We start from the raw sequence: 20,935 nt of genomic DNA on the forward strand, positions 1-20,935 counted from the left end.
GCACCGCGCCGACGATCCCGGACGGACGGCCCGGGGTCCGCCACCGCGCGGCAACGACAAGGAGAACCGCCCATGGGACAGCACAGCATGAACCGCCGCCACCTGCTGAGGGCAGGCGCCGCCGGAGTCGCCGCGACAGCCGTGACGGCCGCGATCGCCCAGGGCGCCATGGGAACGACGAGCCCGGCCCAGCCTCGGCCCGCCGCCGACCCGACCGCCGCCTGGAACCCCGGCGGACCCTACCGGGTGGCCACCAAGGTGACGGCGGTGACGACGTATTACTACCCGGAACGGCCCGCCCCGGGCGCGACGTTCCCGGTGCTCCTGTGGGGGAACGGGACCTACGGCGCTCCCTGGGTCTACCGGGAGCTGCTCAAGCACTGGGCGAGCCACGGGCTCATCGTCGCCGCGGCCAACACCGCCTTCGCCAACGACGGCACCGACATGCTCGCCGGCCTGGACGACCTCACGGCCGAGAACGACCGCGCCGGCAGCGCCTTCCACGGCACGGTGGACCTGGCCCACGTCTGCGCCACCGGGCACTCCCAGGGCGGCGCCGGAGCGCTCAACGCGGCCCTGGACCCGCGCGTCACCTCCGTCCTGCCCATCCAGCCGGGGCCGTTGGCGTCCGCGAAGGCCCTGCACTCCCCGGTGCTGCTGCTCTCCGGGGAGACGGACGGGATCGTCCCGCCCGGCGCGGTGCTCCCCTTCTACGAGGAGGCGCGGGTGCCCGCGGTCTACGCGTCGCTGCGGGACGCGGGCCACTTCGCGCCGGTCTTCACGCCGGACGGTGGACGGTTCCGCGCCCTCACCACCGCCTGGTTCCTGGCCACTCTCACGGCCGACGCCCCGGCGCGCAGCGTCTTCGGCGGCGCCTTCCCGCTGACGGCCCACCCCGAGTACCTCGACGTCCGGCGCAACGACGCGGCACGCGACACGTTCGCCGCCTGGTAGAGCACCGCCCGCGCCCGGCCCGGGGTGCCGGGCGCGGGTGCCCGTGGGTCAGTCGCAGCGGGGGCGGTCGCAGCAGGAGGGGGCGCGCGTCACGCAGACGGTGACGGCGTCGGTGTTGTCCGCGGGACGCGGGTCCTTCTCCTCGCCGCGCACGGTGGCGGTGTTGGTGACGGAACCGGCCGCGGTCGCCTTGGCCCGCAGGGTGAGGGTGGCGGTGGCGCCGTTGGCGAGGGTGCCGATGCTCCACACGCCGGTGTCCGGGTCGTAGAGGCCGGTGGAGCCGGTGGCGGACAGGAAGGCGAGGGTGGCGGGGAGCGGGTCGGTGACGGTGACGCCGGTGGCCTGGTCCGGGCCGGCGTTGCGGACGGTGAGGCGGTACGTCACGGTCTGGCCGACGGTGACGGTGGTGGCGTCGGCCGCTTTCACCACGCTCAGGTCGGCGGCCGGCAGGACCTCCGTGACGGCCTCGCCGGACGTGGCGGTCAGCGGCTCGGGGGTGGGTCCGAGGTGGTTCTCGTAGGTGGCGGTGGCGGTGTTGGTGATCAGTCCGCCCGCGGCGGCCTCGTCGATGGTGACCCGGTACTCCACCGTGGTCCCGGCGGGCAGCGTCTCGGTGTTGGGCAGGCCGCCCGGCTGTTCGGCGGTGGCGCCGTCGCCCAGGTGGAAGACCACGCGGTTCTCCTGGGCGTCGAAGTACGCCTGGTCGTCTCCCTCCTGGTCGCTCCTGGCGCCGGTGCCGGGGCCCTCGACGACGCGCAGGGAGCCGGGCAGGTAGGTGGTGCCGGCCGGGATGTCATCGGTCAGCGTGAGGGCTTCGGCCGCGCCACCGCCCTCGTTCCGCGCGGTGACGCGATAGGTGATGACGTCGCCGATCTCCAGGGGGCCGACGGGGATGGCGGACTTGGTGAGCACCACGAGCGGGGCGGTGCCGAAGAACACGCCGTCCAGGAAGTTCCCGACGCTCTGGTTCCCGCCGGCGGCCGACACCGACCGGAAGGCGAACCGGGTCGTCGTCTGGCCGTCCGGCACGGTGTAGGTGCCGGTGTAGTGGCCCCAGGCGGTGTTGCCGTCGGTGAACCGCCGCTGCTCGACCACCGCGCCCGGGGCGCCGATGTCCAGCGCCATGGTGTCGTCGCCGCTGCGGCCACGGTGGTGCAGCCGCCAGTACAGGACCGTGCCCGGGGTGGTCGGCAGGTCCTGGTAGAGCGTGGCGACCTGGTTGGCGTTGAGCTCGGCGAACTGGGCGCCGTCCGCCGAGGGCACGCCCTGGAAGCCGGAGCGCCACAGCTCGATCTTGTGATCGGTCGCCGTGGTGAGCCAGCCGGGGACCCTTTTCGGCGCCTGCGGCTGTGAGGCGTCCGGCAGGATCTCGTAGTTGGTGACGACGGGTTCCTCGAAGCTGCCGTTGGCCAGCGCTACGCGGATCGGGATGGGTATGGTCACTGACTTCCCCTTCGGCTCGGCTCTGCCCGGTCGCCCCGCCGGCCGGAGGCGCGGAGGTCGGCGCGGCGCTGGTGGCACGGGAAGCACAACGCATGGGGCGTGGCGCGGGAAGGGGCCGGGGAGCCGTCCCGGCCAATCCCGCCGGGCGGGTTTACCCGGTCCGCGCGCAGGTGGGTGAACGGCGTGTCCTCCACGCGGAGCGCGGGCCACGTCCTCACGTCCCCGGGACCGGCGGCCACGCCCCGGCCGAATGACCGAAACGCCTACCGGGCCCGACGAGACGCGTCACCCACACGAGTGAAGCGCGTCCGGCGGCGAGTCGACGCACTTTCCGGCCAGTCCGACGCCGTCACGCCGGGGGACGTGGTCGGGGACCGGGGCCGGCGCGATCCCCGCGCCGGCCGCCAGGGCGTGGTCGCGGGCGGCGATCAGCACGCTGATGCCGCTGGAGTCGCGGAAGGCGAGGCCGCCCAGGTCGAGCACGAGCTGCCGGCCCGGACGCAGGCCGAGTCCGGGCAGCGCGGGACGGACCTCGGGCGCGGTGTGACGGTCCAGGTCCCCGGCCAGTCCGACGGCCGCTCCACGCCGACAGCTCTGGTCGCGCCCGGACCCGGGAACGCCGGAGATCCGGCGGCGTGCGGGTCAGCGCGCCGCCCGCCGCACCAGTTCGGTGAGCCGCGCCTTGTCGTCGGCCGTCAGGTCGCCGGTCAGCGCGTAGGAGGTGGCCCACATCGCGCCCTCGTCGAGGTTCGCCTGGTCACTGAAGCCGAGCGTGGAGTAGCGGGCCTTGAACTTGGCGGAGCACTGGAAGAAGCAGAGGACCTTGCCGTCCTTCGCGTACGCGGGCATCCCGTACCAGAGCTTCGGCGTGAGCCCCGGCGCGGCGGCTCTGACGAGGGCGTGGATCCGTTCGCCCAGGGCGCGGTCGCCCGGCTCCATCTCGGCGATCTTGGCCAGCACGTCCGCCTCGGGGTCCGTCTTGGAGCCTCGGCGAGCCGACTTGACCTCCCGGGCACGCTCCTTCATCGCGGCCTTCTCCTCGGCCGTGAACTCCGTGTCGCTCATCGCGGTCTCCTTCCGTGCGGCGCCCCTCAGCGGGACAGAACCCCAGGTTAGAGGCTTGCGGGCGGACATGGCTTCTCCGAAACTGACCGCTCTCGCCACCGGCCCCGGCGCGTCCGGCAGGCCGGTCGGCGGTCAGAGGCCGGCGAGCAGGGCGTCGAGGGGAGCCGGCACGCGGTCCGGGGCGAGGGCCTCGACCAGGACGCGGCCGTAGTGGATCTTGCGCCCCTTCTTCGTGCCGAGGAAACGCCGCAACCGCTGCTGCTCGGTGCGGTCCCGCTGGGCGGGCTGGTGCGCGAAGGTCCGCAGGGCGCGCAGGTCGCCCTCCGCGCGGACGAGGTCCTCCACCCGCGTCACGCCCAGCGCGCGGATCAGCTCGTCCTCCAGATCCGCCGCGCAGACGTGGAACGCGTCCAGCGCGCGGGCGTAGTACGGGCGCTCCGCTTCGTCGCACAGCCCCGTCAGGCGCAGTCCCAGGCCGGGCGATCCCAGGAGGCGGGCGAAGCGGCCGACGCTCATCGCGCCGCCCATCGGCAGGACGCAGACTCCTTCGGCCGCCAGGTCCCGGCCGCGCCCGGCGGCCAGCGCGCCGACCGCCGCCGCGTCGCTCGGCCCTTCGAGCAGGACGACCGTCCGGACGGGCAGCCGCGCGGCCAGCTCCCGCGCCGGAGCACCGGGGCCGCCGGCCGCCCACGCGACGACCGCCTCCCGGAACGCCCCCATGTCAGCCATGCGACGAGTCTGGGCCCCCGGCGGCCACGACGGTAGGGGGTATCCGGCGGCGGCCCGGCGCCGGACGGGCCCGGACGGCCGTTTCGCGCCAGGGACGGCCAATGCCCTGGTCGGCGGACACCGCATGCGACTCCTTTTCGCGTTTCAGCGGCCCGGTCTCGCTCGTACGAGTGAACGCAGGTGTATTTCCGAATGCGACATCAGTCCGATAGGTAGCTCCTTCGAGAACCCACAGAAAGGAACGCCTGCCATGGAAACCGTGACCACCACCGGCACCTGGGTGATTCCCAAGGTGAACGCCTCGCAGTTCACCGTGCACGACGATCAGATCAAATGGGGCGCCGTCGCCGACAACGTGAAAAGCGGCTACGCCTTCAAGGGTGGCCCCGTCCCCGTGAGAGTCGACGGCACCGAATTCGTGCTGGGCACCTTCACGCACCACAACTTCCCGATCCCGCCCTTACCGCAGGACCAGTTCGACGTGCGTCTCGCGGTCAACGTGGCCTTCCAGGACGGGCACGAGATCGACTTCGTCCTGAAGTTCCACCACAACGAGACGCCCAACCAGGGACCGAATCCGGAGGATCTGGTCGATCTGCCCGTGGTCCACCCCCGGCAGGAGGTCGTCACGATCGACGGCGCCGCGTACAACGTGCTGATCACCGGTTTCTGGCAGAACCACAAGCACGTCTACCAGTTCGTCAGCCCCGAGGGCCAGTCCAACAGCGCGGACATCTACGCCCTGCTCACCCCCGTCCCCGTCAAGCCGATCCTCCACATCTCGCGTGTGCAGGCGCTCGGCAGCGCGGCGACCGGGCAGTCCGACGAGTTCGTCGAGATCCTGAACCGGGGCGCCGAGACGGCCGACATCTCCGGCTGGACGCTGAGTGCCGACGACGCCGGTCAGGAGTTCACCTTCCCGTCCGCCACGACGCTGGAGCCCGGCCGCCGGATCCGGGTCCACACCAACGAGGTCCGCCCCGAGGACGGCGGCCATTCCTTCGGCATCGGGCGCCCGATCTGGAACAACGAGGGCGACACCGCGCGCCTGCGGGACACCAACGGCAACGCGGTGGCGGTCCTCGCCTACGGCGACCACGACCCGACCGCCCCCGGCGACTAGCCCCGGCGCGCCGCCCGTCACCCTGGTCACCTCCCGTCCCGGGCGGGAGGTGACTCCCGCCCGCCCGGCACGCACCGGCACCCCCGCTTTGACGGTGCCGCGCGCGACGGAGGAGAGTGCTGTGAGGGCCGCCGCCGTGTCCGGAAGAGGCTCGTACGCGGCCAGGACCGGAAAGGGGGTGGCGTTCGGTGCGCGAGATCGAGGAACCAGACGAGGACGGACTGACCGTCTCGGCCCCCAGGACGGGGGCCGCGGGGGTGCCGGCGGGCGCGCACGCCCTGAAGTACGCCCTGGAGCAGACGTCGCCGAAGCGCACCGCCCTGACGTTGCTGAACGTCAACCAGACCGGCGGCATCGACTGCCCGGGATGCGCGTGGCCGGAGCCCGCGGCGGGCAAGCGCCACCTCAACGAGTACTGCGAGAACGGCGCCAAGCACATCAGCGACGAGGCCACCACCCGCCGGGTGACCGCCGGGTTCTTCCAGCGGTACTCGGTCGCCGAACTGAGCGGCAAGTCGGACCGCTGGCTCAACCAGCAGGGCCGGCTGACCGAGCCGATGGTCCTGCGCGACGGCGCGGACCACTATGAGCCGATCGGCTGGGACGACGCGCTGGACCTGCTCGCCCGCGAGCTGCGCGCCCTGGACCACCCCGACGAGGCGCTGTTCTACACGTCCGGCCGGCTGGCCAACGAGCCCGCGTTCCTGCTCCAGTTGTTCGCGCGGGCCTTCGGCACCAACAACCTCCCGGACTGCTCCAACATGTGCCACGAGTCCAGCGGCGCGGCACTGAACGAGACGCTGGGCATCGGCAAGGGCAGTGTGAGTCTGGACGACATCCACGACGCCGACCTCGTCTTCGTCGTCGGACAGAACCCGGGCACCAACCACCCGCGGATGCTGGCCGCGCTGGAGGAGACCAAGCGCCGTGGCGGGCAGATCGTGGCGGTCAATCCGCTGCCGGAGGCCGGGCTCCTGCGGTTCAAGAATCCCCAGAAGGCGCGCGGTGTGATCGGCCGGGGCACCGACCTCGCCGACCAGTTCCTCCAGATCCGCCCCGGCGGCGACCTGGCGCTGTTCCAGGCGCTGAACCTGCTCCTCCTGGAGGCCGAGGACCGCGCGCCGGGCACCGTCCTGGACCGGGACTTCATCCGGGCCCGCACCACCGGCTTCGACGCCTTCGCCGACCACATCCGGCGCGTCACCTGGCCCGAGGTGCTGCGCGCCACGGGCCTGAGCCGCGACGAGATCGAGCGCGTGCACGCCCGCGTCCTCGGCAGCCGCGGCGTCGTCGTCTGCTGGGCGATGGGGCTCACCCAGCACAAGCACGGCGTCCCCACCATCCGGGAGATCGTCAACTTCCTCCTGCTGCGCGGGAACATCGGCCGCCCGGGGGCGGGCGTGTGCCCGGTCCGCGGGCACAGCAACGTGCAGGGCGACCGCACCATGGGCATCGCGGAACGGATGCCGAAGCCGTTCCTGGACGCGCTGGAGCGGGAGTTCGGGTTCACCCCGCCGGCCGCGCCCGGGCTGGACTCGGTGAACGCCATCCGCGCCATGCGCGACGGCCGCGCCAAGGTCTTCGTCGGTGTCGCGGGCAACTTCGTCCGGGCCAGTCCCGACAGCGACGCCACCGAGCGCGCCCTGCGCGGCTGCCGGCTGACCGCGCACATCTCGACCAAGCTCAACCGGTCCCACACCGTGTGCGGGCGCGTCGCCCTGATCCTGCCGACGCTCGGCCGCAGCGACCGCGATGTCCAGGCGAGCGGCGAGCAGTTCATGACGGTCGAGGACTCCATGAGCGAGGTGCACACCACGCGGGGCCGCCTGGACCCGGCCTCCGGACACCTGCTCAGCGAGGTGTCGATCATCAGCCGCCTGGCCCGCAAGGTGCTGGGCACGCGCCCGGACATCCCGTGGGAGGACTTCGAGGCGGACTACGACACCGTCCGCGACCGCGTCGCCCGGGTCGTCGCCGGGTTCGAGGACTTCAACGTCCGGGTGCGGCGGCCCGGCGGATTCCGGCTGCCCAACCCGGTCAACCGCGGGGTGTTCCGCACGCCGAGCGGCAAGGCCGTCTTCACGGCCAACGACTTCACCGCGCTCCGGGCCCCGGCGGGCCACCTGGTGTTGCAGACGCTGCGGTCGCACGATCAGTGGAACACCGTCCCCTACACCATGAACGACCGGTACCGGGGTATCGAGGGAGGCCGTCGCGTGGTGCTGGTCAACCCGTCCGACCTCGCCGAACTGGGCGTGGCGGACGGCGCCCTGGTCGACCTCGTCGGCGTGTGGTCCGACGGCGTCGAGCGCCGGGCCCCGGCGTTCCGGGTCGTGGGGTATCCCACCGCGCGCGGCTCGGCCGCCGCGTACTACCCGGAGACGAATGTCCTGGTCCCGCTGGACAGCGTCGCCGACATCAGCAACACCCCCACCTCCAAGAGCGTCATCGTCCGCCTGGAACCGGCGAGCCGCCCGCCCGCGTAGGGCGGGCCGGGGCCCCGGTGGGCGTTCTACAAGACTGCGCCCTGAGCCGGAGGGGACAGACAGGGTCTTGGCGGTCGCTGCAGCGCATTGAGATGCGGCGGTGCCGGCGCCCCGCGTCATAACCACTTCCCTCTCAGTCGGCGGCGTCGGATGTGTACAAGAGACAGGGCCCGTTTCCTGCGGGAGGCGCGGATCACGGCCCGCCTCCAGCACCCCAACATCATCACCGGCTGGTGCGGCAGCTCGGTGAGGGCGGCATGGGGCAGGTGTGGCAGGCCCATGACGAGCGGCTCGGGCGCGGTGTCGCGGGCAAGCTCATCTCGGTGCTCGCCGGCGGGGGCAGCGGCGGCGACGAGGCCCGGGCCCGTTTCCTGCGGGAGGCGCGGGTCACGGCCCGCCTCCAGCACCCCAACATCATCACCGTCCACGACCTCGGCGAGGCCGAGGGGACGGAGGGCGCCATCCCGTTCCTCGTGATGGAACTGCTGCGCGGCCAGGGCCTGGACGCCATGCTCCGCGAGGGCACCGTCGCGCCGCCGGACGCGGCCCGCTGGGGCGCCCAGATCTGCGACGCGCTCGCCGAGGCGCACGCCGGGGGCATCCTGCACCGGGACATCAAACCCGCCAACATCCTCATCGCCGGCTCCGGTCCGGGGCGCACGGTGAAGGTGCTCGACTTCGGCATCGCGCGGGCGGCGGACTCGTCCGTCACCGACGACCGGCTCACCCGGACCGGGTTCATGGTCGGCACCCCGCAGTACATGGCGCCCGAGCAGGCGCGGGGACGGGCGGAGCAGGCCAGCGACCTCTACGCGCTGGGCTGTGTGCTCTACCAGATGATCACCGGCCGCCTGCCGTTCACCGCCCCCGAGGCGGTCGGCTATCTCACGGCGCACCTGACCGAGACACCGCCCGCGCCCAGCTCCGTCGCCGCCGGCGTGCCGGCCGGGTGGGACGTGGTGGTGCTGCGGCTGCTGCGGAAGGACCCCGGGGCGCGGTACGGGTCCGCGGCGGCCGTCGCCGAGGAGCTGCGGCGGCTGGAACGGCGCCCCCCGGCCCCGCTCGCGCCCGGCTACACCCCGACCCTGCTGGGCGGCCCGGCCCGGCCGGGCGACGGCACCGACCCGGACGCGGACACCAGGACCCGGCTGCCGTCCTCGTTCCCGCCCGGCGGGGCGCCGAAGACACCGGGCGCCCGGCATCTGCGGACGTTCCCCGTCGGCAGGCCCGTCACGGTCGCCTTCGCCCCCGGCGGCGGGCAACTGCTCCTCACCGGCGACGACGGCCCGCTGCGCGTCACGGACCTGACGGGCCGGGAGCAGTTGGTCGGGCCGCCGGACAGCGCGGTCGCCGACCAGGCCACGGCGGCCTTCCACCCCGATGGGCAGCATCTGGCGGTGGCCGGCCGGGACAGGACCCTGCGGATCTTCGACATCGCCGACGGCCGGGAGCTGCGGCGCGTCGCCCAGCGGGCGACGGTGGGCGCGCCCGTGTTCAGCCCGGACGGCAGGCTGCTGGCCACGGCGGACGCCGACCGCGTCGTCCGGCTGCGCGATCCCGGGACCGGGTACCCCCGCGACGAGACGATCCGCCGGTCCGACCAGCCCCGGGGCGCCTGGCGCGGCGCCCCCGCGTTCAGCCCGGACGGGACGCTGCTGGCGATCGGCGACGGCGGCAAGGTCCGCGTCTTCGACGTGGCCGGCGACCACCCCTCGCAGATCCTGCGGATCAGGATCTCGCGGGCCGTCACGATCCCGGAGCTGCGCTTCGGCCCGGACGGGTCCACCCTGGCGACCGTGCGCCTCTCCTCGCCGCGCGCCGGCGGACGGGTCCACGTCTGGAACGCGCGGACCGGGGACCGGCTCCTGCGGCTGGACACGCTCCGGGGAGTGCTGGGCCTGGCGTACGGTCCGCGCGGCGACCTGCTGGCCACCGCCGGATCGGACGGCACGGCGCGGGTCCTGTCGGCCACGACCGGCGACGAACTGCTGCGGATCGACCACCCCGCGGCGGTCACCTCGGTGGCGTTCAGCCCGGACGGCACTCTCCTGGCCGCCTCCGCCGCCGACGCCACCGTCCAGGTGTGGGAACTCCACGACTGACCCGGCCGCCCCGCCCCCGGGACGGCGCTCGCCCGGTGCGGTGAGCGGAGTCCGCGCTTCACGCGCCCGGCCGGTATGCCCTGCGGACGCCTCCCCGCTCTCCCTACGCTTCGGGCGGGCGGTCCCCACACCCCGGTGGGCCGTCAACGCATCGGCCACATACGGAGGTTGAGATGCAACGCAACCGGATCACCGCCTTGGCGACCGTCGCGATCCTCACGGTCGGCATCGCCCACGCGACAGCCCAGGAGAGCACCGGCGAGCCGTCCCCGGGCGACGGCGCGGCACCGCTTGCGGAGCACGTCCAGCTCTCCGGCGACTACATCGAACTGGCGCCCGGCGGCATCGGCACCGCCACGGTGGCATGCCCGGGCGGGACCCAGCCCACCGGAGGCGGCTTCCGGACCACCGCCTTCGACATCCACGTCACCGACTCCACGGCGGACGGCTTCGACTGGATCGTCATCGGCAGGAACGAGGGCTCCACGCCCGAGTCCCTGCGGGCCACGGTGATCTGCACCGCCCCCTGACCGGCACCGGGCGGAACGTCCGGGCCGGCCCGCTGGGGGCCGGCCCGGACGGGTGGGCTCAGGCGCGGTCGAACCGGTCGAGGTTCATGACCTTGTCCCACGCCGCGACGAAGTCGCGCACGAACTTCTCCTTCGCGTCGTCGCTCGCGTAGACCTCGGCGAGCGCGCGCAGCTCGGAGTTCGACCCGAAGACGAGGTCGGCGCGGGTGCCGGTCCACCTGACCTCGCCCGTGGCGGCGTCACGCGCCTCGAACGTGTTGGCGTCGCCGGACGTCGCCGTCCACGTGGTGCCCAGGTCGAGCAGGTTGACGAAGAAGTCGTTGGTCAGCACCCCGGGCGTGGTGGTGAGGACGCCGAGCGGCGACTGCTGGGCGTTCGCGCCCAGGACGCGCAGGCCACCGACGAGGACCGTCATCTCGGGGGCGCTCAGGTTCAGCAGGTTCGCCCGGTCGAGCAGCAGGTACTCGGCCGGCAGCCGGTTGCCCTTCCCGAGGTAGTTGCGGAACCCGTCGGCGGTCGGTTCGAGCGCGGCGAACGACTCCACGTCCGTCTGCTCCTGCGAGGCGTCCACCCGGCCGGGGGTGAACGGCACCTCGACGGCGAAGCCGGCGTCCTGGGCCGCCCGCTCGACGGCGGCGACACCGGCGAGCACGATCAGGTCGGCGAGCGAGACCCGCTTGCCGCCGGTCTGCGCGGCGTTGAACGACTCCTGGATGCCCTCCAGGGCGCGCAGCACCGTCGCGAGCCGGTCGGGGTCGTTGACCTCCCAGCCGCGCTGCGGCTCCAGGCGGATGCGGGCGCCGTTCGCGCCACCGCGCTTGTCACTGCCCCGGAAGGAGGAGGCGGACGCCCACGCGGTGAACACGAGGTCCGACACCGACAGGTCCGAGGCGAGGACGCGGCTCTTGAGGGTGGCGACGTCCTCGGCGTCGATCAGCTCGTGCGTGACCGGGGGCAGCGGGTCCTGCCACAGCAGCGTCTCGGCCGGGACCTCCGGGCCGAGGTAGCGCACGACCGGGCCCATGTCGCGGTGGGTCAGCTTGAACCAGGCGCGGGCGAAGGCGTCCGCGAACTGGTCGGGGTTCTCCAGGAAGCGCCGCGAGATCTGCTCGTAGACCGGGTCGAACCGGAGCGAGAGGTCGGTCGTGAGCATCGTCGGGGCGTGGCTCTTCGCCGGGTCGTGGGCGTCGGGGACGGTGCCCGCCCCGGCGCCGCCCTTCGGCCGCCACTGGTGGGCGCCGGCGGGGCTCTTGAACAGCTCCCACTCGTAGCCGAACAGGGTCTCGAAGAAGCTGTTGTCCCACGTCACGGGGGTAGCGGTCCAGATGCCCTCCAGACCGCTGGTGATGGTGTCGCCGCCCTTGCCGGTGCCGAACGTGTTCCGCCAGCCCAGGCCCTGCTCCTCCAGCGGCGCGGCCTCGGGGTCGGGGCCGACGTGGTCCGCGGGGCCCGCGCCATGGGTCTTGCCGAAGGTGTGGCCGCCCGCGATGAGGGCGACCGTCTCCTCGTCGTTCATCGCCATCCGGCGGAACGTCTCACGGATGTCGCGGGCGGCGGCCAGCGGGTCCGGGTTGCCGTTCGGGCCCTCCGGGTTGACGTAGATGAGGCCCATCTGGACGGCGCCGAGGGGGTTTTCCAGCTCGCGGTCGCCGGTGTAGCGCTCGTCGCCGAGCCAGGTGGTCTCGGGGCCCCAGTACACGTCCTCCTCGGCCTCCCAGACGTCCTCACGGCCGCCGCCGAAGCCGAAGGTCTGGAAGCCCATCGACTCCAGGGCGACGTTGCCGGCGAGGATCATCAGGTCGGCCCAGGACAGGCTCTGGCCGTACTTCTTCTTGACCGGCCACAGCAGGCGGCGGGCCTTGTCGAGGTTGCCGTTGTCCGGCCAGCTGTTGAGGGGGGCGAAGCGCTGCTGGCCCGCGCCGGCGCCGCCGCGGCCGTCGCTTATCCGGTAGGTGCCCGCGCTGTGCCAGGCCATCCGGACCATGAACGGGCCGTAGTGGCCGAAGTCGGCCGGCCACCAGTCCTGCGAGGTCGTGAGCACCTCGGCGATGTCCCGCTTCACGGCCGGGAGATCGAGGGACTCGAACGCCGCGGCGTAGTCGAAGTCCTCGCCCAGGGGGTTGCCCACGGCGGGGTTCTTGGCGAGGATCCGGACGTTGAGCCGCTCCGGCCACCACTGGCGGTTTCCGCCGCCCTGCGTCGGATGCGCGGCGCGCCCGTGGGCGACCGGGCAGCCGCCTCCGTCTTCCGTCTTCGCGTCTACGACGATTGCATCATGGTTCTCAGACATGGGAATCCTTCCGGCCCGGGCGGATGACGGCACCCGGGAGCTGCGGGCGGTGGAACGGTCGGGGGCGGGGCCCCGGAGGTCGCCGGCCGGTCCGGCGCCGGGAACGCGCCCCGCGCGGTGGTCGGGTGCGGGATGTCACGGACGACTCAGGGGAGGACATGGTGCTTTCGACAGCGCGCCCCGGAGGTGATCGCCTCGACGTCGAGGACGGTCCTCCCCGCGGACGCTCGCGCGCGGCGGGACGCGGGCGGCCGTCCCCCGGCGGGCCGGCACCGCGGACTGCTCGGCGGTGGTCCCGTCACGCTCTGTCTCCTGCCGTGCTGGAGTCTTCCCTGCCCCTTGGCTGGCGCCGGAACAGATCCTACGTTAGACAGAGTTCAGGTCAAGAAGCGCACCAACCCCTGCCCCCCGGACCCGGACATCCACTGGTTAACCTGGAGTTGTCCCACCGAATCTGAATAGGTGAACCGATATGAGTGACCTGGTGGAGCGGCTGCGAGGGCGTGGCTGGCGGATGACCTCCCAGCGGCGTGTCGTCGCGGAGGTCCTCAACGGCGACCACGTGCACCTCACGGCCGACGAGGTGCACGCCCGGGCGGCGCGGCTGCTGCCCGAGATATCCCGGGCGACGGTCTACAACACCCTTGGCGAGCTGGTGTCCCTCGGCGAGGTCATCGAGGTGGCCACCGACGGCCGCGCCAAGCGCTACGACCCCAACGCGCACCGCCCGCACCAGCACCTGGTGTGCTCCGCCTGCGGCACCGTCCGCGACGTCCACCCGGCCGGCGACCCGCTCGCCGACCTGCCGCCGGAGGAGCGGTTCGGCTTCACGGTGTCCGCGGTCGAGGTCACCTACCGCGGCCTGTGCCCCTCCTGCGCCTGACCGGACCCGGCGGGCCCGCCGACGAGCCGGCTCCCGCCGCGCCCCGGCGTTTGGAATCGACAGTCGTTTTCATTTAGCCTGGCGGCATGCGCGAATCCCACCCGTCCCCCGCCTCCCGCACGACCCGCGAGCCCGAGGCGGCCCTCCGGCGCGCGATCGGCCCCTACACCGTCCGGCCCGCCGAGGCCGGTGACCTGGACGGGGCGCGCGGCGTCATGCTGGACACCTTCTACCGGGAGTTCGGCTACGGCTACCGGCCCGAGTGGCACCACGACGTCGTCGACCTGCACGGCACCTACCTCGTCCACCCCCGGCACCTGCTGATGGTCGCGGTCCGGGACGACAGCGTGGTCGCCACCGCCGCCCTGCACTCGCGCGGCCCCGTCCATCCCCCGCACCCGCGCTGGATCGTGGAGCGCTACCCCTCCGGCTCCACCGCCCAGCTCCTGCGCGTCTACGTCCGCCCCGAGCACCGCCGTCACGGCCTCGCCCGCGCCATGGTGGAGCTGGCCACCGGCTTCGCCGACCAGGCCGGGTACGCCACCGTCTACCTGCACACCAACGTCAACATCCCCGGCGCGCAGCCGTTCTGGGACAGCATGGCCAAGCAGGTCTTCGACGCCCGCACCACCGGCGAGCACGGGCCCGGGTTCGCGACGCTGCACTACGAGATCCCCCTCCCCCGCTGACCGGCCGGGCGCGGGGGGCCGGCCGCCGGAATCCGGTTGTCGGCCGTTCCGGTACGGGATTACGGTGCCGCGGTGGATCTTTTCTCGCGCTCCTGGACGGCGTTGCGCACGGCGGTCGGCGAACTCACCGAGCAGGACTGGGAACGGCCGTCCGGCTGTACCGGCTGGCTCGTGCGGGATCTGGTGTGCCACCTGATCATCGACGCCCAGGACGTCCTCATCACGCTGGTCACGCCCACCGACGCGGAACCGACCGCGGACTCGGTCACCTACTGGAAGCTGGTCGAGCCGCCGACCGGCGAGGACCCGCTGGACGCCCTGATCCCCCGGCTGGCCGCCGCGTACGGCGAGCCGAGGTGGCTGAAGTTCCACTTCGACGACGTCGGTTCCGCCGCCGGGCGCGCCGCCGGACTCGCCGACCGGAAGGTCCGCGTCGCCACCCAGGACATGGTGCTGACCGCCGGGGACTACCTGTCCGCGTATGTCATGGAGTGGACGCTGCACCACCTCGACCTCGTCGCGCACCTGCCCTCGGCCGCCGGGCCGCCCGCCGAGACCCTCGCCGCCGCCCGCGCGTCGCTGGAGAAGATCGCCGGGGCCCCGTTCCCGGCGTCGTTCCCGGACGAGGACGCGCTGCTGATCGGAACCGGCCGCCGCGCCCCGACGGACACCGAGAAGGCCGCGCTGGGCGAGCTGGCGGCGAGAATCCCGTTCGTACTCGGCTGACCACGCCACGACCGGTCTCCCCGGCCGGAGTGCTCAGCCCTCGGGGTAGAAGAGGAACAGGGTGCACCCCGTGGTCGTCTGCGGGACGTGCGACGACCCCGCGGGGGCGTGGAGGAACGAGCCGGCCGGGTAGTCGCGGTCGCCGTCGTTGAAAGTGCCGGAGATCACGAAGACCTCCTCGGGGCCCGGTTCGTGGACGTCGACGCCCTGCCAGCACGTGTTCGGGTCCATCTCCAGCACGTGGGCCGTCGCGCCGTTCTCCCCTTTCCACAGCGAGCGCAGCCGTATCCCGGGGAACAACTCGCGCACCGGGGCGTCCCGCACGGCGGACCAGGCGTAGCCGGATGAGTTCTGGTCTGTCGTCATGGCTCCAGCCTGTCCGGTCGCCGTCGTCCCGCCGAGTGTCAGGAATGACATTCTCCGGTACTTTTCTGCCATGCATCGTGTGGTGGCACTCGTCCGCCCGCCGCAGTCGACGTTCGAACTGAGCTGTGCGGCGGAGGTGTTCGGGACCGAGCGACGGGGACTCCCGAAGCGGTACGAGTTCGGCGTGTGCACGGAACACCCCGGGCCGGTGGCGACGCGGGCGGGGTACGACATGGTCGTCGCGGACGGGCTGGACGCGCTCGACCGGGCGGACACCGTGGTCGTCCCGGGGTGGCTGCCCGCCGAGGTGGCCCCCTCCCCCGCCGTCGTCCGGGCCCTGCGCCGCGCGCACGACCGTGGAGCGCGGGTGGTCAGCATCTGCTCCGGCGTCTTCGCGCTGGCGCACGCCGGGTTGCTGGACGGACGGCGGGCGACCACGCACTGGGCGCGGGCGGCCGAGCTGGCCGCCCGGTTCCCGGCCGTGCGGGTCGATCCCGACGTGCTGTACGTGGACCACGGCGACGTGGCCACCAGCGCCGGCTGCGGGGCCGGCATCGACCTGTGCCTGCACCTGGTGCGTGCCGACCAGGGCGCCGGCTACGCCGCGCACGTCGCCCGCAGCATGGTCATGCCGCCGCACCGGGAGGGCGGGCAGTTGCAGTACTCGGCGCCGCCGCGCCCCGCCCAGATCGACGGTTCGCTCGCGCCGCTGCTGGAGTGGGTGACCGGGCGGCTGCTCGAACCGCTCACGGTCGAGGACCTGGCCGCGCACGCCGGTGTCTCGGTCCGCACGCTCGCCCGCCGGTTCGCCGAGCAACTCGGTGTCAGCCCGGGGCAGTGGCTGCTCAGCCGGCGTATCGACGCGGCCCGCGCGCTGCTGGAATCCTCCGACCTTCCCCTGGACGCGATCGCCCGCCGCGTCGGTCTCTCCTCCGCCACCAACCTCCGCAGGCGCTTCCATCGCGCCCTGGGCACGACCCCCGGCGCCTACCGCCGGACCTTCCGCGCCGACCCGCGCCGGCCGCCCTCCGGCGTGCCGGCGAGCTGACCGCGTGACGGCCTGACGGCACGACGGACGGCCCCGGCGGTCACCGGTGGTCTTCCGGGTCCTCCTCGTCGGGCGGCGGGCCAGCCTGATCCGGGCCACGGGCGAGCGAGGCCCGGGAAGCTCCGCCCGCCCGGAGAACGAAGAAGGACGGACGGGCGGAGCCATGGTGATGTCCTCACCGCGCGACGCGGCACCCCGAAAGGGGCGGACCGGGGCGCGAGCACCGAGCCCGTCGGCTCGGGGGCGTGGCACGTCTGCCACTGCTCGGGCCTGTCCGGTCGGGGACACCACCGACCCACACACGGGACTGTCAGCTATCCCGGACGTGTGGGGGTCGAAGAGCCGGAGCGGGCCTGGCCGCCGCCGGCGGTCAGCGCGGGCAGCCACCGGGCCGACATCGCGACCGCCCAGCGGACCACCAGCCGCGCCACTCCCCGGCCCAGCCGACGCATACCCCAGCGCGGCCGGGCATGAGCACCGGACGAACGCACCCCCACAGGGCGTCTCACCTCACCGCCCGGAACCACGGGGTCAACCCGCCAGTGCCGTTGCGAGGTCACCACGAACTGCCCGTGCTCCAGCCCGAGCCGCCGCGTGTGATCCAGTGCCCACATTCCCACCGGCCTGGAATCGTCGTCCACCATCGGCGATTCCGCACCGCACCACAGACACCGGGCCTCGTAGATCCCGTCCGGCGCCCCCTGCGCCCGCTCCGCGCTCAGCACCCACTCGGCGCCCTTGATGACGACGCGGCTCACGACAGCTCACCATCCCCGAGCCGCGCACCCCGGCGTGGCCGAGTGCGGGTGGCCGCCCTCATGACGCCTCGGCCCGCGACGCGGACCCAGCCGGACGCGTGGCCTCCTCGCAGGCCAGAACCAGCACCCGCCCTATGTCGCACGCCGCTTCCAGGGTGCACGTCCCGCACTCGTCCAGATGGAGCTGCAACGCGGAACGAAGCTGCTCCACATCCGCCCGACGCGGATGCGCGGCCACCGCCGGTCGCAGATCCCCGGGCCGCGCCTGCCACTCCCTGCCCCCACCGACCGGCCGCACCAAGGCATACGGCCCGCCCCTGCCCATATAGACGCCGACGCGATCAGTGCCCACGTCCCTCACCAGCGATCCCACATCGGGAACTTCCGGGCCACTCACCGCGCGGTCACCCGGACGCCGTGAATCCAGCGCGGGCCGTTGTCGATCCGCACCGTGGCGAGCCACAGCGCACGGCGCCGGGCTCGTTGCACCCGCTGCTTCTCCCCGACGAGACGGAATCCGCCCGGCGCATGGCGCCACCCTTCGGCCGGAAACCACAGCCGCATCAGCGGCCGGAACAACATCGCGATAGCTTGGAACACGTCGTCAACCTCCCAGGGGTTGAGGGCCATGGCCCCCGGACCGCACGTCACTGCGGTCGCGGGGGTTCTCGCGCGTGGTGTTGGTGCCCGTGCTGCGCGCATGCAGCGGGCTGCATCTCCGACGACCGGAAACCACCACGCAGACAGCCGCCGACCACGCCAACAGGGACCGAGAGTTGCCGAGTTGGCACACGGAGCGACCGGTGACCACTAGAGTGCGCCTCAGAGATGAGTTATGCAAGCCCTCATTTCGGGTTTTCGATTTGGGCTTTCATCTAGTTGACGGACATTGCGAAATGAACTGCCCGATGCTTTCATTTCGAGCGTCAGGAGTACTTCAGACTGAGCGAGGGAAGGGGTGTCATGGCGGAGCCGACAACGGGATCAACCGTTCCAAGGCGGCAACTCGGTCGGTACCTACGGGGCTTGCGCATGGACGCACGGCTCACACTCAAGGCGGCAGCCAGCAGGCTGGAATGGTCGGAAGCGAAGATGTGGCGGATCGAGTCGGGCCTGACCTCGATGCGCAGCCACGACGTCCTGACGATGTGCACGATCTATGGCGCTCCGGCGGACCTCACCGAGGCCCTCATGGGTCTCGCGAAGGAGACCAAGGCTCGCGGCTGGTGGCACAGTTATGGCGACGTCATCCCGGAGGGGTTCGATGTCTTCATCGGGCTCGAAGGCGCGGCGTCACACCTGTCGGTGTATCAGGGGCAACTAATCCCTGGACTGCTCCAGACCGAGGACTACGCACGCGTCATCATCCGAGCCCACTTTCCGGACAAGGACGAGGAGGAGATCGAACGCCGAGTAGCACTGAGGGTCGCGCGACAGACGTTGATCACCAGGGTGACCGCTCCTCCCACGCTGCATGTCGCCCTGGACGAAGGGCTCTTGCGGCGGCCTATCGGCGGGGCTCGCATCATGGCGGGACAGCTCGCCCACTTGGTGGAGGCGTCCGAGCTGGCTCACGTCGTGATCAGGGTTGTGCCATGTGAGGCAGGGCTCCATCAGGGCGTGCTGTCGGGATCGTTCTTCATCATGCGATTCCCGCTGAATGGCGACGGCAGGGCAAGCGAGCCGCCCACCGTCTACGCCGACGGCTACACGGGTGACCTCTACCTGGACAAGCCGAAGGAGGTCGAACGCTATGAGGCGGCGTTCGGCGACATCTGGAATCAATCGCTCGACGAGGAGGCGTCTCGGCGCCTCATCTCCGAAATGGCAGGGAGTTATGAACAAGGTTGATGTGAGCGACGCGAAGTGGGTCAAGTCCTCGCGCTCCGAAGCCAACGGGCAGTGCGTCGAGGTTGCCCACCTCGACTCCGTTGTCGCGCTGCGTGACACCAAGCACGGAGAAGCTGGACCGGTGCTGGCCGTGACACACGCCGAGTGGGGCGCCTTTGTCCGCGCCGCGAGGGACAGCATGTTCGACCCCCGGTAAGGGCACGAACCCCCGCGCGCCGGGGTGTTCACCCTTTCGTGGCTGGGGCCGGGTGAGCGAGGGGCCGAGCGGGCCGATCCGCCGGCAAGCGCTTGGACCCTCGCTCCCCCGCCAGGAGCCTGTTCGGCCACCCGCGTCACGCGGGAGAGGGCTGTCGCGGGCCGCCGCTACCATCGCTGCCCGGGGGACTTCGACGGCGGGAGGAGAGGCACGTGCCGCAGGACGCGACGCCCACGGTGGTGGCCCGGGTGACCGAACTGCTGCGGGAGGCCGCCCCGGACCAGGGCGGGGCCCTGTTCGCGCTCGCCGAGGCGGACCGGCAGCTCGACGCCAACGTGGTCAGGCTGGCGCCCGGGGCCGGGGTCGCGCGCCATGTCGAACCCGACCTGGACGTGCTGCTGTTCGTGGTGGACGGCGAGGGACGGCTGACGGCGGACACCGGCGGTCAGACGCTGGCGCCCGGCACCGTCGCCTGGCTGCCCCGCGGCTCCGGCCGCGCGCTGGCGGCGGGCCCCGCCGGGCTGGTCTACCTGACCGTCCACCGCCGCCGCCCGGGCATGGCCATCCGCCCGTCGCCGCCGAGCTGATCCACCACATGTGCGGGGAAGTGGACCATGGAGCGCTGTGCCACCCGGCTCGCCGATGGGCGGGAGCTGATCTACTACTCGGCCCGCGACGCGGCGCGGGCCGCGGTCGCCGTGCCCGACGCGCGGGTGCCGCGGGCGGCGGTGGCGGTGACCGAGGTGCGGCACGATCCGCTGGGGGGCGCGCCGGTGGCCTACGCGACGCACCGGCAGGACCGTACGCACCTGCCGCCCGCCGAGGAGTGCCCGCTGTGTCCCTCGCGGGCGGGGCGGCACACGGAGATCCCGGCGGCGGACTACGAGGTGGCGGTCTTCGAGAACCGTTTCCCCGCCTTCTCGGGCGGCGCCGGCCGGTGTGAGGTGATGTGCTTCTCGGCCGACCACGGGGTGTCGTTCGCGGGGCTCGGCGAGGAACGCGTGGCGCTGGTGCTGTGGGCGTGGACGGATCGCTCGGCCGCGCTGGCGAAGCTGCCGGGGGTGCGGCAGGTGTACTGCTTCGAAAACCACGGCGCCGAGATCGGCGTGACCTTGACGCACCCGCACGGGCAGATCTACGGCTATCCGTACGTCACGCCGCGCACCGCGCGGGCGCTGCGCGCGGTGGCGGAGCACCGGGAACGTGCGGGGGCGAACCTGTACGACGAGATGGTGGCCGCCGAACGGGCGGACGGGCGGCGGGTGGTGCGGGAGAGCGCGCACTGGATCGCGTTCGTGCCGCACGCGGCCCGCTGGCCGTACGAGGTGCGCCTGTTCCCGCGCCGCCGGGTGCCGGACCTGGCCGCGCTGGACGCGGCGGCCCGGGCGGAGTTCCCGGGGGTGTACCTGGACCTGCTGCGGCGCTTCGCGGGTCTCTTCGGTCCGGGGGCCGGGAGCACGCCCTACGTCGCGGGCTGGCATCAGGCGCCGTCCGGGATCGCCGCCCGGCAGCGGGAGGACTTCGCGCTGCACCTGGAACTGTTCACCGTCAAGCGCGGCCCGGGAAAGCTGAAGTATCTGGCCGGGTCCGAGTCCGGTATGGGCGCGTTCATCAACGACGTCCTCCCCGAATCCGCCGCCCAGCGGCTCCGCGAGGTCCACGCCTGACCTGAGCACCGGCCGCGCCGGTCGCGGCG

The 20,935-nt window shown here is 72.7% G+C and carries 21 protein-coding genes; 13 read left to right on the forward strand and 8 right to left on the reverse strand.

Annotation, left to right across the window (positions count from 1 at the left end; translation table 11 throughout):
- Positions 1–72 precede the first annotated feature (72 nt).
- Complete coding sequence (locus tag BN2279_RS09080; RefSeq protein WP_159037164.1) at positions 73–954, forward strand: poly(ethylene terephthalate) hydrolase family protein; 882 nt, start codon at positions 73–75, stop codon at positions 952–954.
- A gap of 48 nt (positions 955–1,002) precedes the next feature.
- On the opposite strand, the gene BN2279_RS09085 is transcribed toward BN2279_RS09080, so the two are convergent.
- The 4 genes from BN2279_RS09085 to BN2279_RS09100 form a co-directional block, all read right to left on the reverse strand.
- Positions 1,003–2,397, reverse strand: coding sequence for a DUF7507 domain-containing protein (locus BN2279_RS09085; protein ID WP_059008195.1), 1,395 nt, complete (start codon positions 2,395–2,397; stop codon positions 1,003–1,005).
- A gap of 285 nt (positions 2,398–2,682) precedes the next feature.
- Positions 2,683–3,024: an STAS domain-containing protein gene (locus BN2279_RS09090; protein WP_059008196.1), complete on the reverse strand. Its 342-nt coding sequence runs from the start codon at positions 3,022–3,024 to the stop codon at positions 2,683–2,685.
- 15 nt (positions 3,025–3,039) lie between these two features.
- The gene (locus tag BN2279_RS09095) at positions 3,040–3,462 is read right to left on the reverse strand and encodes an iron chaperone (RefSeq protein ID WP_059008197.1); all 423 of its coding nucleotides are present in this window, start codon (positions 3,460–3,462) and stop codon (positions 3,040–3,042) included.
- A gap of 132 nt (positions 3,463–3,594) precedes the next feature.
- Positions 3,595–4,191 (reverse strand): TOPRIM nucleotidyl transferase/hydrolase domain-containing protein, encoded by a 597-nt coding sequence (locus tag BN2279_RS09100; RefSeq protein WP_059008198.1) that lies wholly within the window; start codon positions 4,189–4,191, stop codon positions 3,595–3,597.
- A 250-nt stretch (positions 4,192–4,441) separates the two neighbouring features.
- On the opposite strand from BN2279_RS09100, the gene BN2279_RS27545 reads away from it, so the two are divergent.
- From BN2279_RS27545 to BN2279_RS09120, 4 genes are all read left to right on the forward strand, one after another.
- Complete coding sequence (locus BN2279_RS27545) at positions 4,442–5,314, forward strand: lamin tail domain-containing protein (protein WP_079032003.1); 873 nt, start codon at positions 4,442–4,444, stop codon at positions 5,312–5,314.
- A 188-nt stretch (positions 5,315–5,502) separates the two neighbouring features.
- Entirely contained in the window at positions 5,503–7,800 is a 2,298-nt protein-coding gene (locus BN2279_RS09110) for an FdhF/YdeP family oxidoreductase (protein ID WP_059008199.1), read from the forward strand.
- A gap of 233 nt (positions 7,801–8,033) precedes the next feature.
- Complete coding sequence (locus BN2279_RS09115) at positions 8,034–9,902, forward strand: WD40 repeat domain-containing serine/threonine protein kinase (protein ID WP_159037165.1); 1,869 nt, start codon at positions 8,034–8,036, stop codon at positions 9,900–9,902.
- 173 nt (positions 9,903–10,075) lie between these two features.
- Positions 10,076–10,432 carry a hypothetical protein gene (locus BN2279_RS09120; RefSeq protein WP_059008201.1) on the forward strand — a complete coding sequence of 119 codons (357 nt, stop codon included), beginning with the start codon at positions 10,076–10,078 and terminating at the stop codon, positions 10,430–10,432.
- Between the two features lie 58 nt (positions 10,433–10,490).
- Here BN2279_RS09120 and katG read toward each other — a convergent pair whose 3' ends face one another.
- On the reverse strand, positions 10,491–12,722 hold the full coding sequence (katG, locus tag BN2279_RS09125; protein WP_059008202.1) for a catalase/peroxidase HPI: 2,232 nt from the start codon (positions 12,720–12,722) through the stop codon (positions 10,491–10,493).
- Positions 12,723–13,194: 472 nt separating this feature from the next.
- Here katG and BN2279_RS09130 point away from each other — a divergent pair, with 472 nt between their 5' ends.
- The 3 genes from BN2279_RS09130 to BN2279_RS09140 all read left to right on the forward strand — a co-directional run bounded on the left by BN2279_RS09130 (position 13,195) and on the right by BN2279_RS09140 (position 15,020).
- Positions 13,195–13,605, forward strand: a complete 411-nt coding sequence (locus BN2279_RS09130) for a Fur family transcriptional regulator (protein ID WP_059008203.1) — start codon at positions 13,195–13,197, stop codon at positions 13,603–13,605.
- Between the two features lie 86 nt (positions 13,606–13,691).
- On the forward strand, positions 13,692–14,294 hold the full coding sequence (locus BN2279_RS09135) for a GNAT family N-acetyltransferase (RefSeq protein ID WP_079032004.1): 603 nt from the start codon (positions 13,692–13,694) through the stop codon (positions 14,292–14,294).
- Between the two features lie 72 nt (positions 14,295–14,366).
- Positions 14,367–15,020, forward strand: a complete 654-nt coding sequence (locus BN2279_RS09140; RefSeq protein WP_059008204.1) for a maleylpyruvate isomerase N-terminal domain-containing protein — start codon at positions 14,367–14,369, stop codon at positions 15,018–15,020.
- A 33-nt stretch (positions 15,021–15,053) separates the two neighbouring features.
- On the opposite strand, the gene BN2279_RS09145 is transcribed toward BN2279_RS09140, so the two are convergent.
- A complete protein-coding gene (locus tag BN2279_RS09145) occupies positions 15,054–15,386 on the reverse strand; it encodes a cupin domain-containing protein (RefSeq protein ID WP_059008205.1) in 333 nt (110 codons plus the stop codon).
- 70 nt (positions 15,387–15,456) lie between these two features.
- Here BN2279_RS09145 and BN2279_RS09150 point away from each other — a divergent pair, with 70 nt between their 5' ends.
- Positions 15,457–16,434 carry a GlxA family transcriptional regulator gene (locus BN2279_RS09150; protein WP_059008206.1) on the forward strand — a complete coding sequence of 326 codons (978 nt, stop codon included), beginning with the start codon at positions 15,457–15,459 and terminating at the stop codon, positions 16,432–16,434.
- Positions 16,435–16,748: 314 nt separating this feature from the next.
- Here BN2279_RS09150 and BN2279_RS09155 read toward each other — a convergent pair whose 3' ends face one another.
- Positions 16,749–17,192: a DUF7848 domain-containing protein gene (locus BN2279_RS09155; protein ID WP_059008207.1), complete on the reverse strand. Its 444-nt coding sequence runs from the start codon at positions 17,190–17,192 to the stop codon at positions 16,749–16,751.
- A 393-nt stretch (positions 17,193–17,585) separates the two neighbouring features.
- Positions 17,586–17,822 (reverse strand): hypothetical protein, encoded by a 237-nt coding sequence (locus tag BN2279_RS09165; RefSeq protein WP_059008209.1) that lies wholly within the window; start codon positions 17,820–17,822, stop codon positions 17,586–17,588.
- A gap of 333 nt (positions 17,823–18,155) precedes the next feature.
- Between BN2279_RS09165 and BN2279_RS09170 the strand changes: the two genes are divergently transcribed.
- The 4 genes from BN2279_RS09170 to galT all read left to right on the forward strand — a co-directional run bounded on the left by BN2279_RS09170 (position 18,156) and on the right by galT (position 20,906).
- Entirely contained in the window at positions 18,156–19,043 is an 888-nt protein-coding gene (locus BN2279_RS09170; RefSeq protein WP_059008210.1) for a helix-turn-helix domain-containing protein, read from the forward strand.
- Positions 19,030–19,239, forward strand: a complete 210-nt coding sequence (locus tag BN2279_RS09175) for a DUF397 domain-containing protein (protein ID WP_059008211.1) — start codon at positions 19,030–19,032, stop codon at positions 19,237–19,239. The genes BN2279_RS09170 and BN2279_RS09175 overlap by 14 nt, the downstream gene beginning before the upstream one ends.
- Before the next feature lie 212 nt (positions 19,240–19,451).
- Complete coding sequence (locus tag BN2279_RS09180) at positions 19,452–19,826, forward strand: cupin domain-containing protein (RefSeq protein ID WP_059008212.1); 375 nt, start codon at positions 19,452–19,454, stop codon at positions 19,824–19,826.
- A 27-nt stretch (positions 19,827–19,853) separates the two neighbouring features.
- A complete protein-coding gene (gene galT, locus BN2279_RS09185) occupies positions 19,854–20,906 on the forward strand; it encodes a galactose-1-phosphate uridylyltransferase (protein ID WP_059008213.1) in 1,053 nt (350 codons plus the stop codon).
- Positions 20,907–20,935 lie beyond the last annotated feature (29 nt).

Origin of the sequence: Streptomyces specialis (assembly GCF_001493375.1) — a bacterium.
In the GTDB taxonomy this organism is placed as follows: domain Bacteria; phylum Actinomycetota; class Actinomycetes; order Streptomycetales; family Streptomycetaceae; genus Streptomyces; species Streptomyces specialis.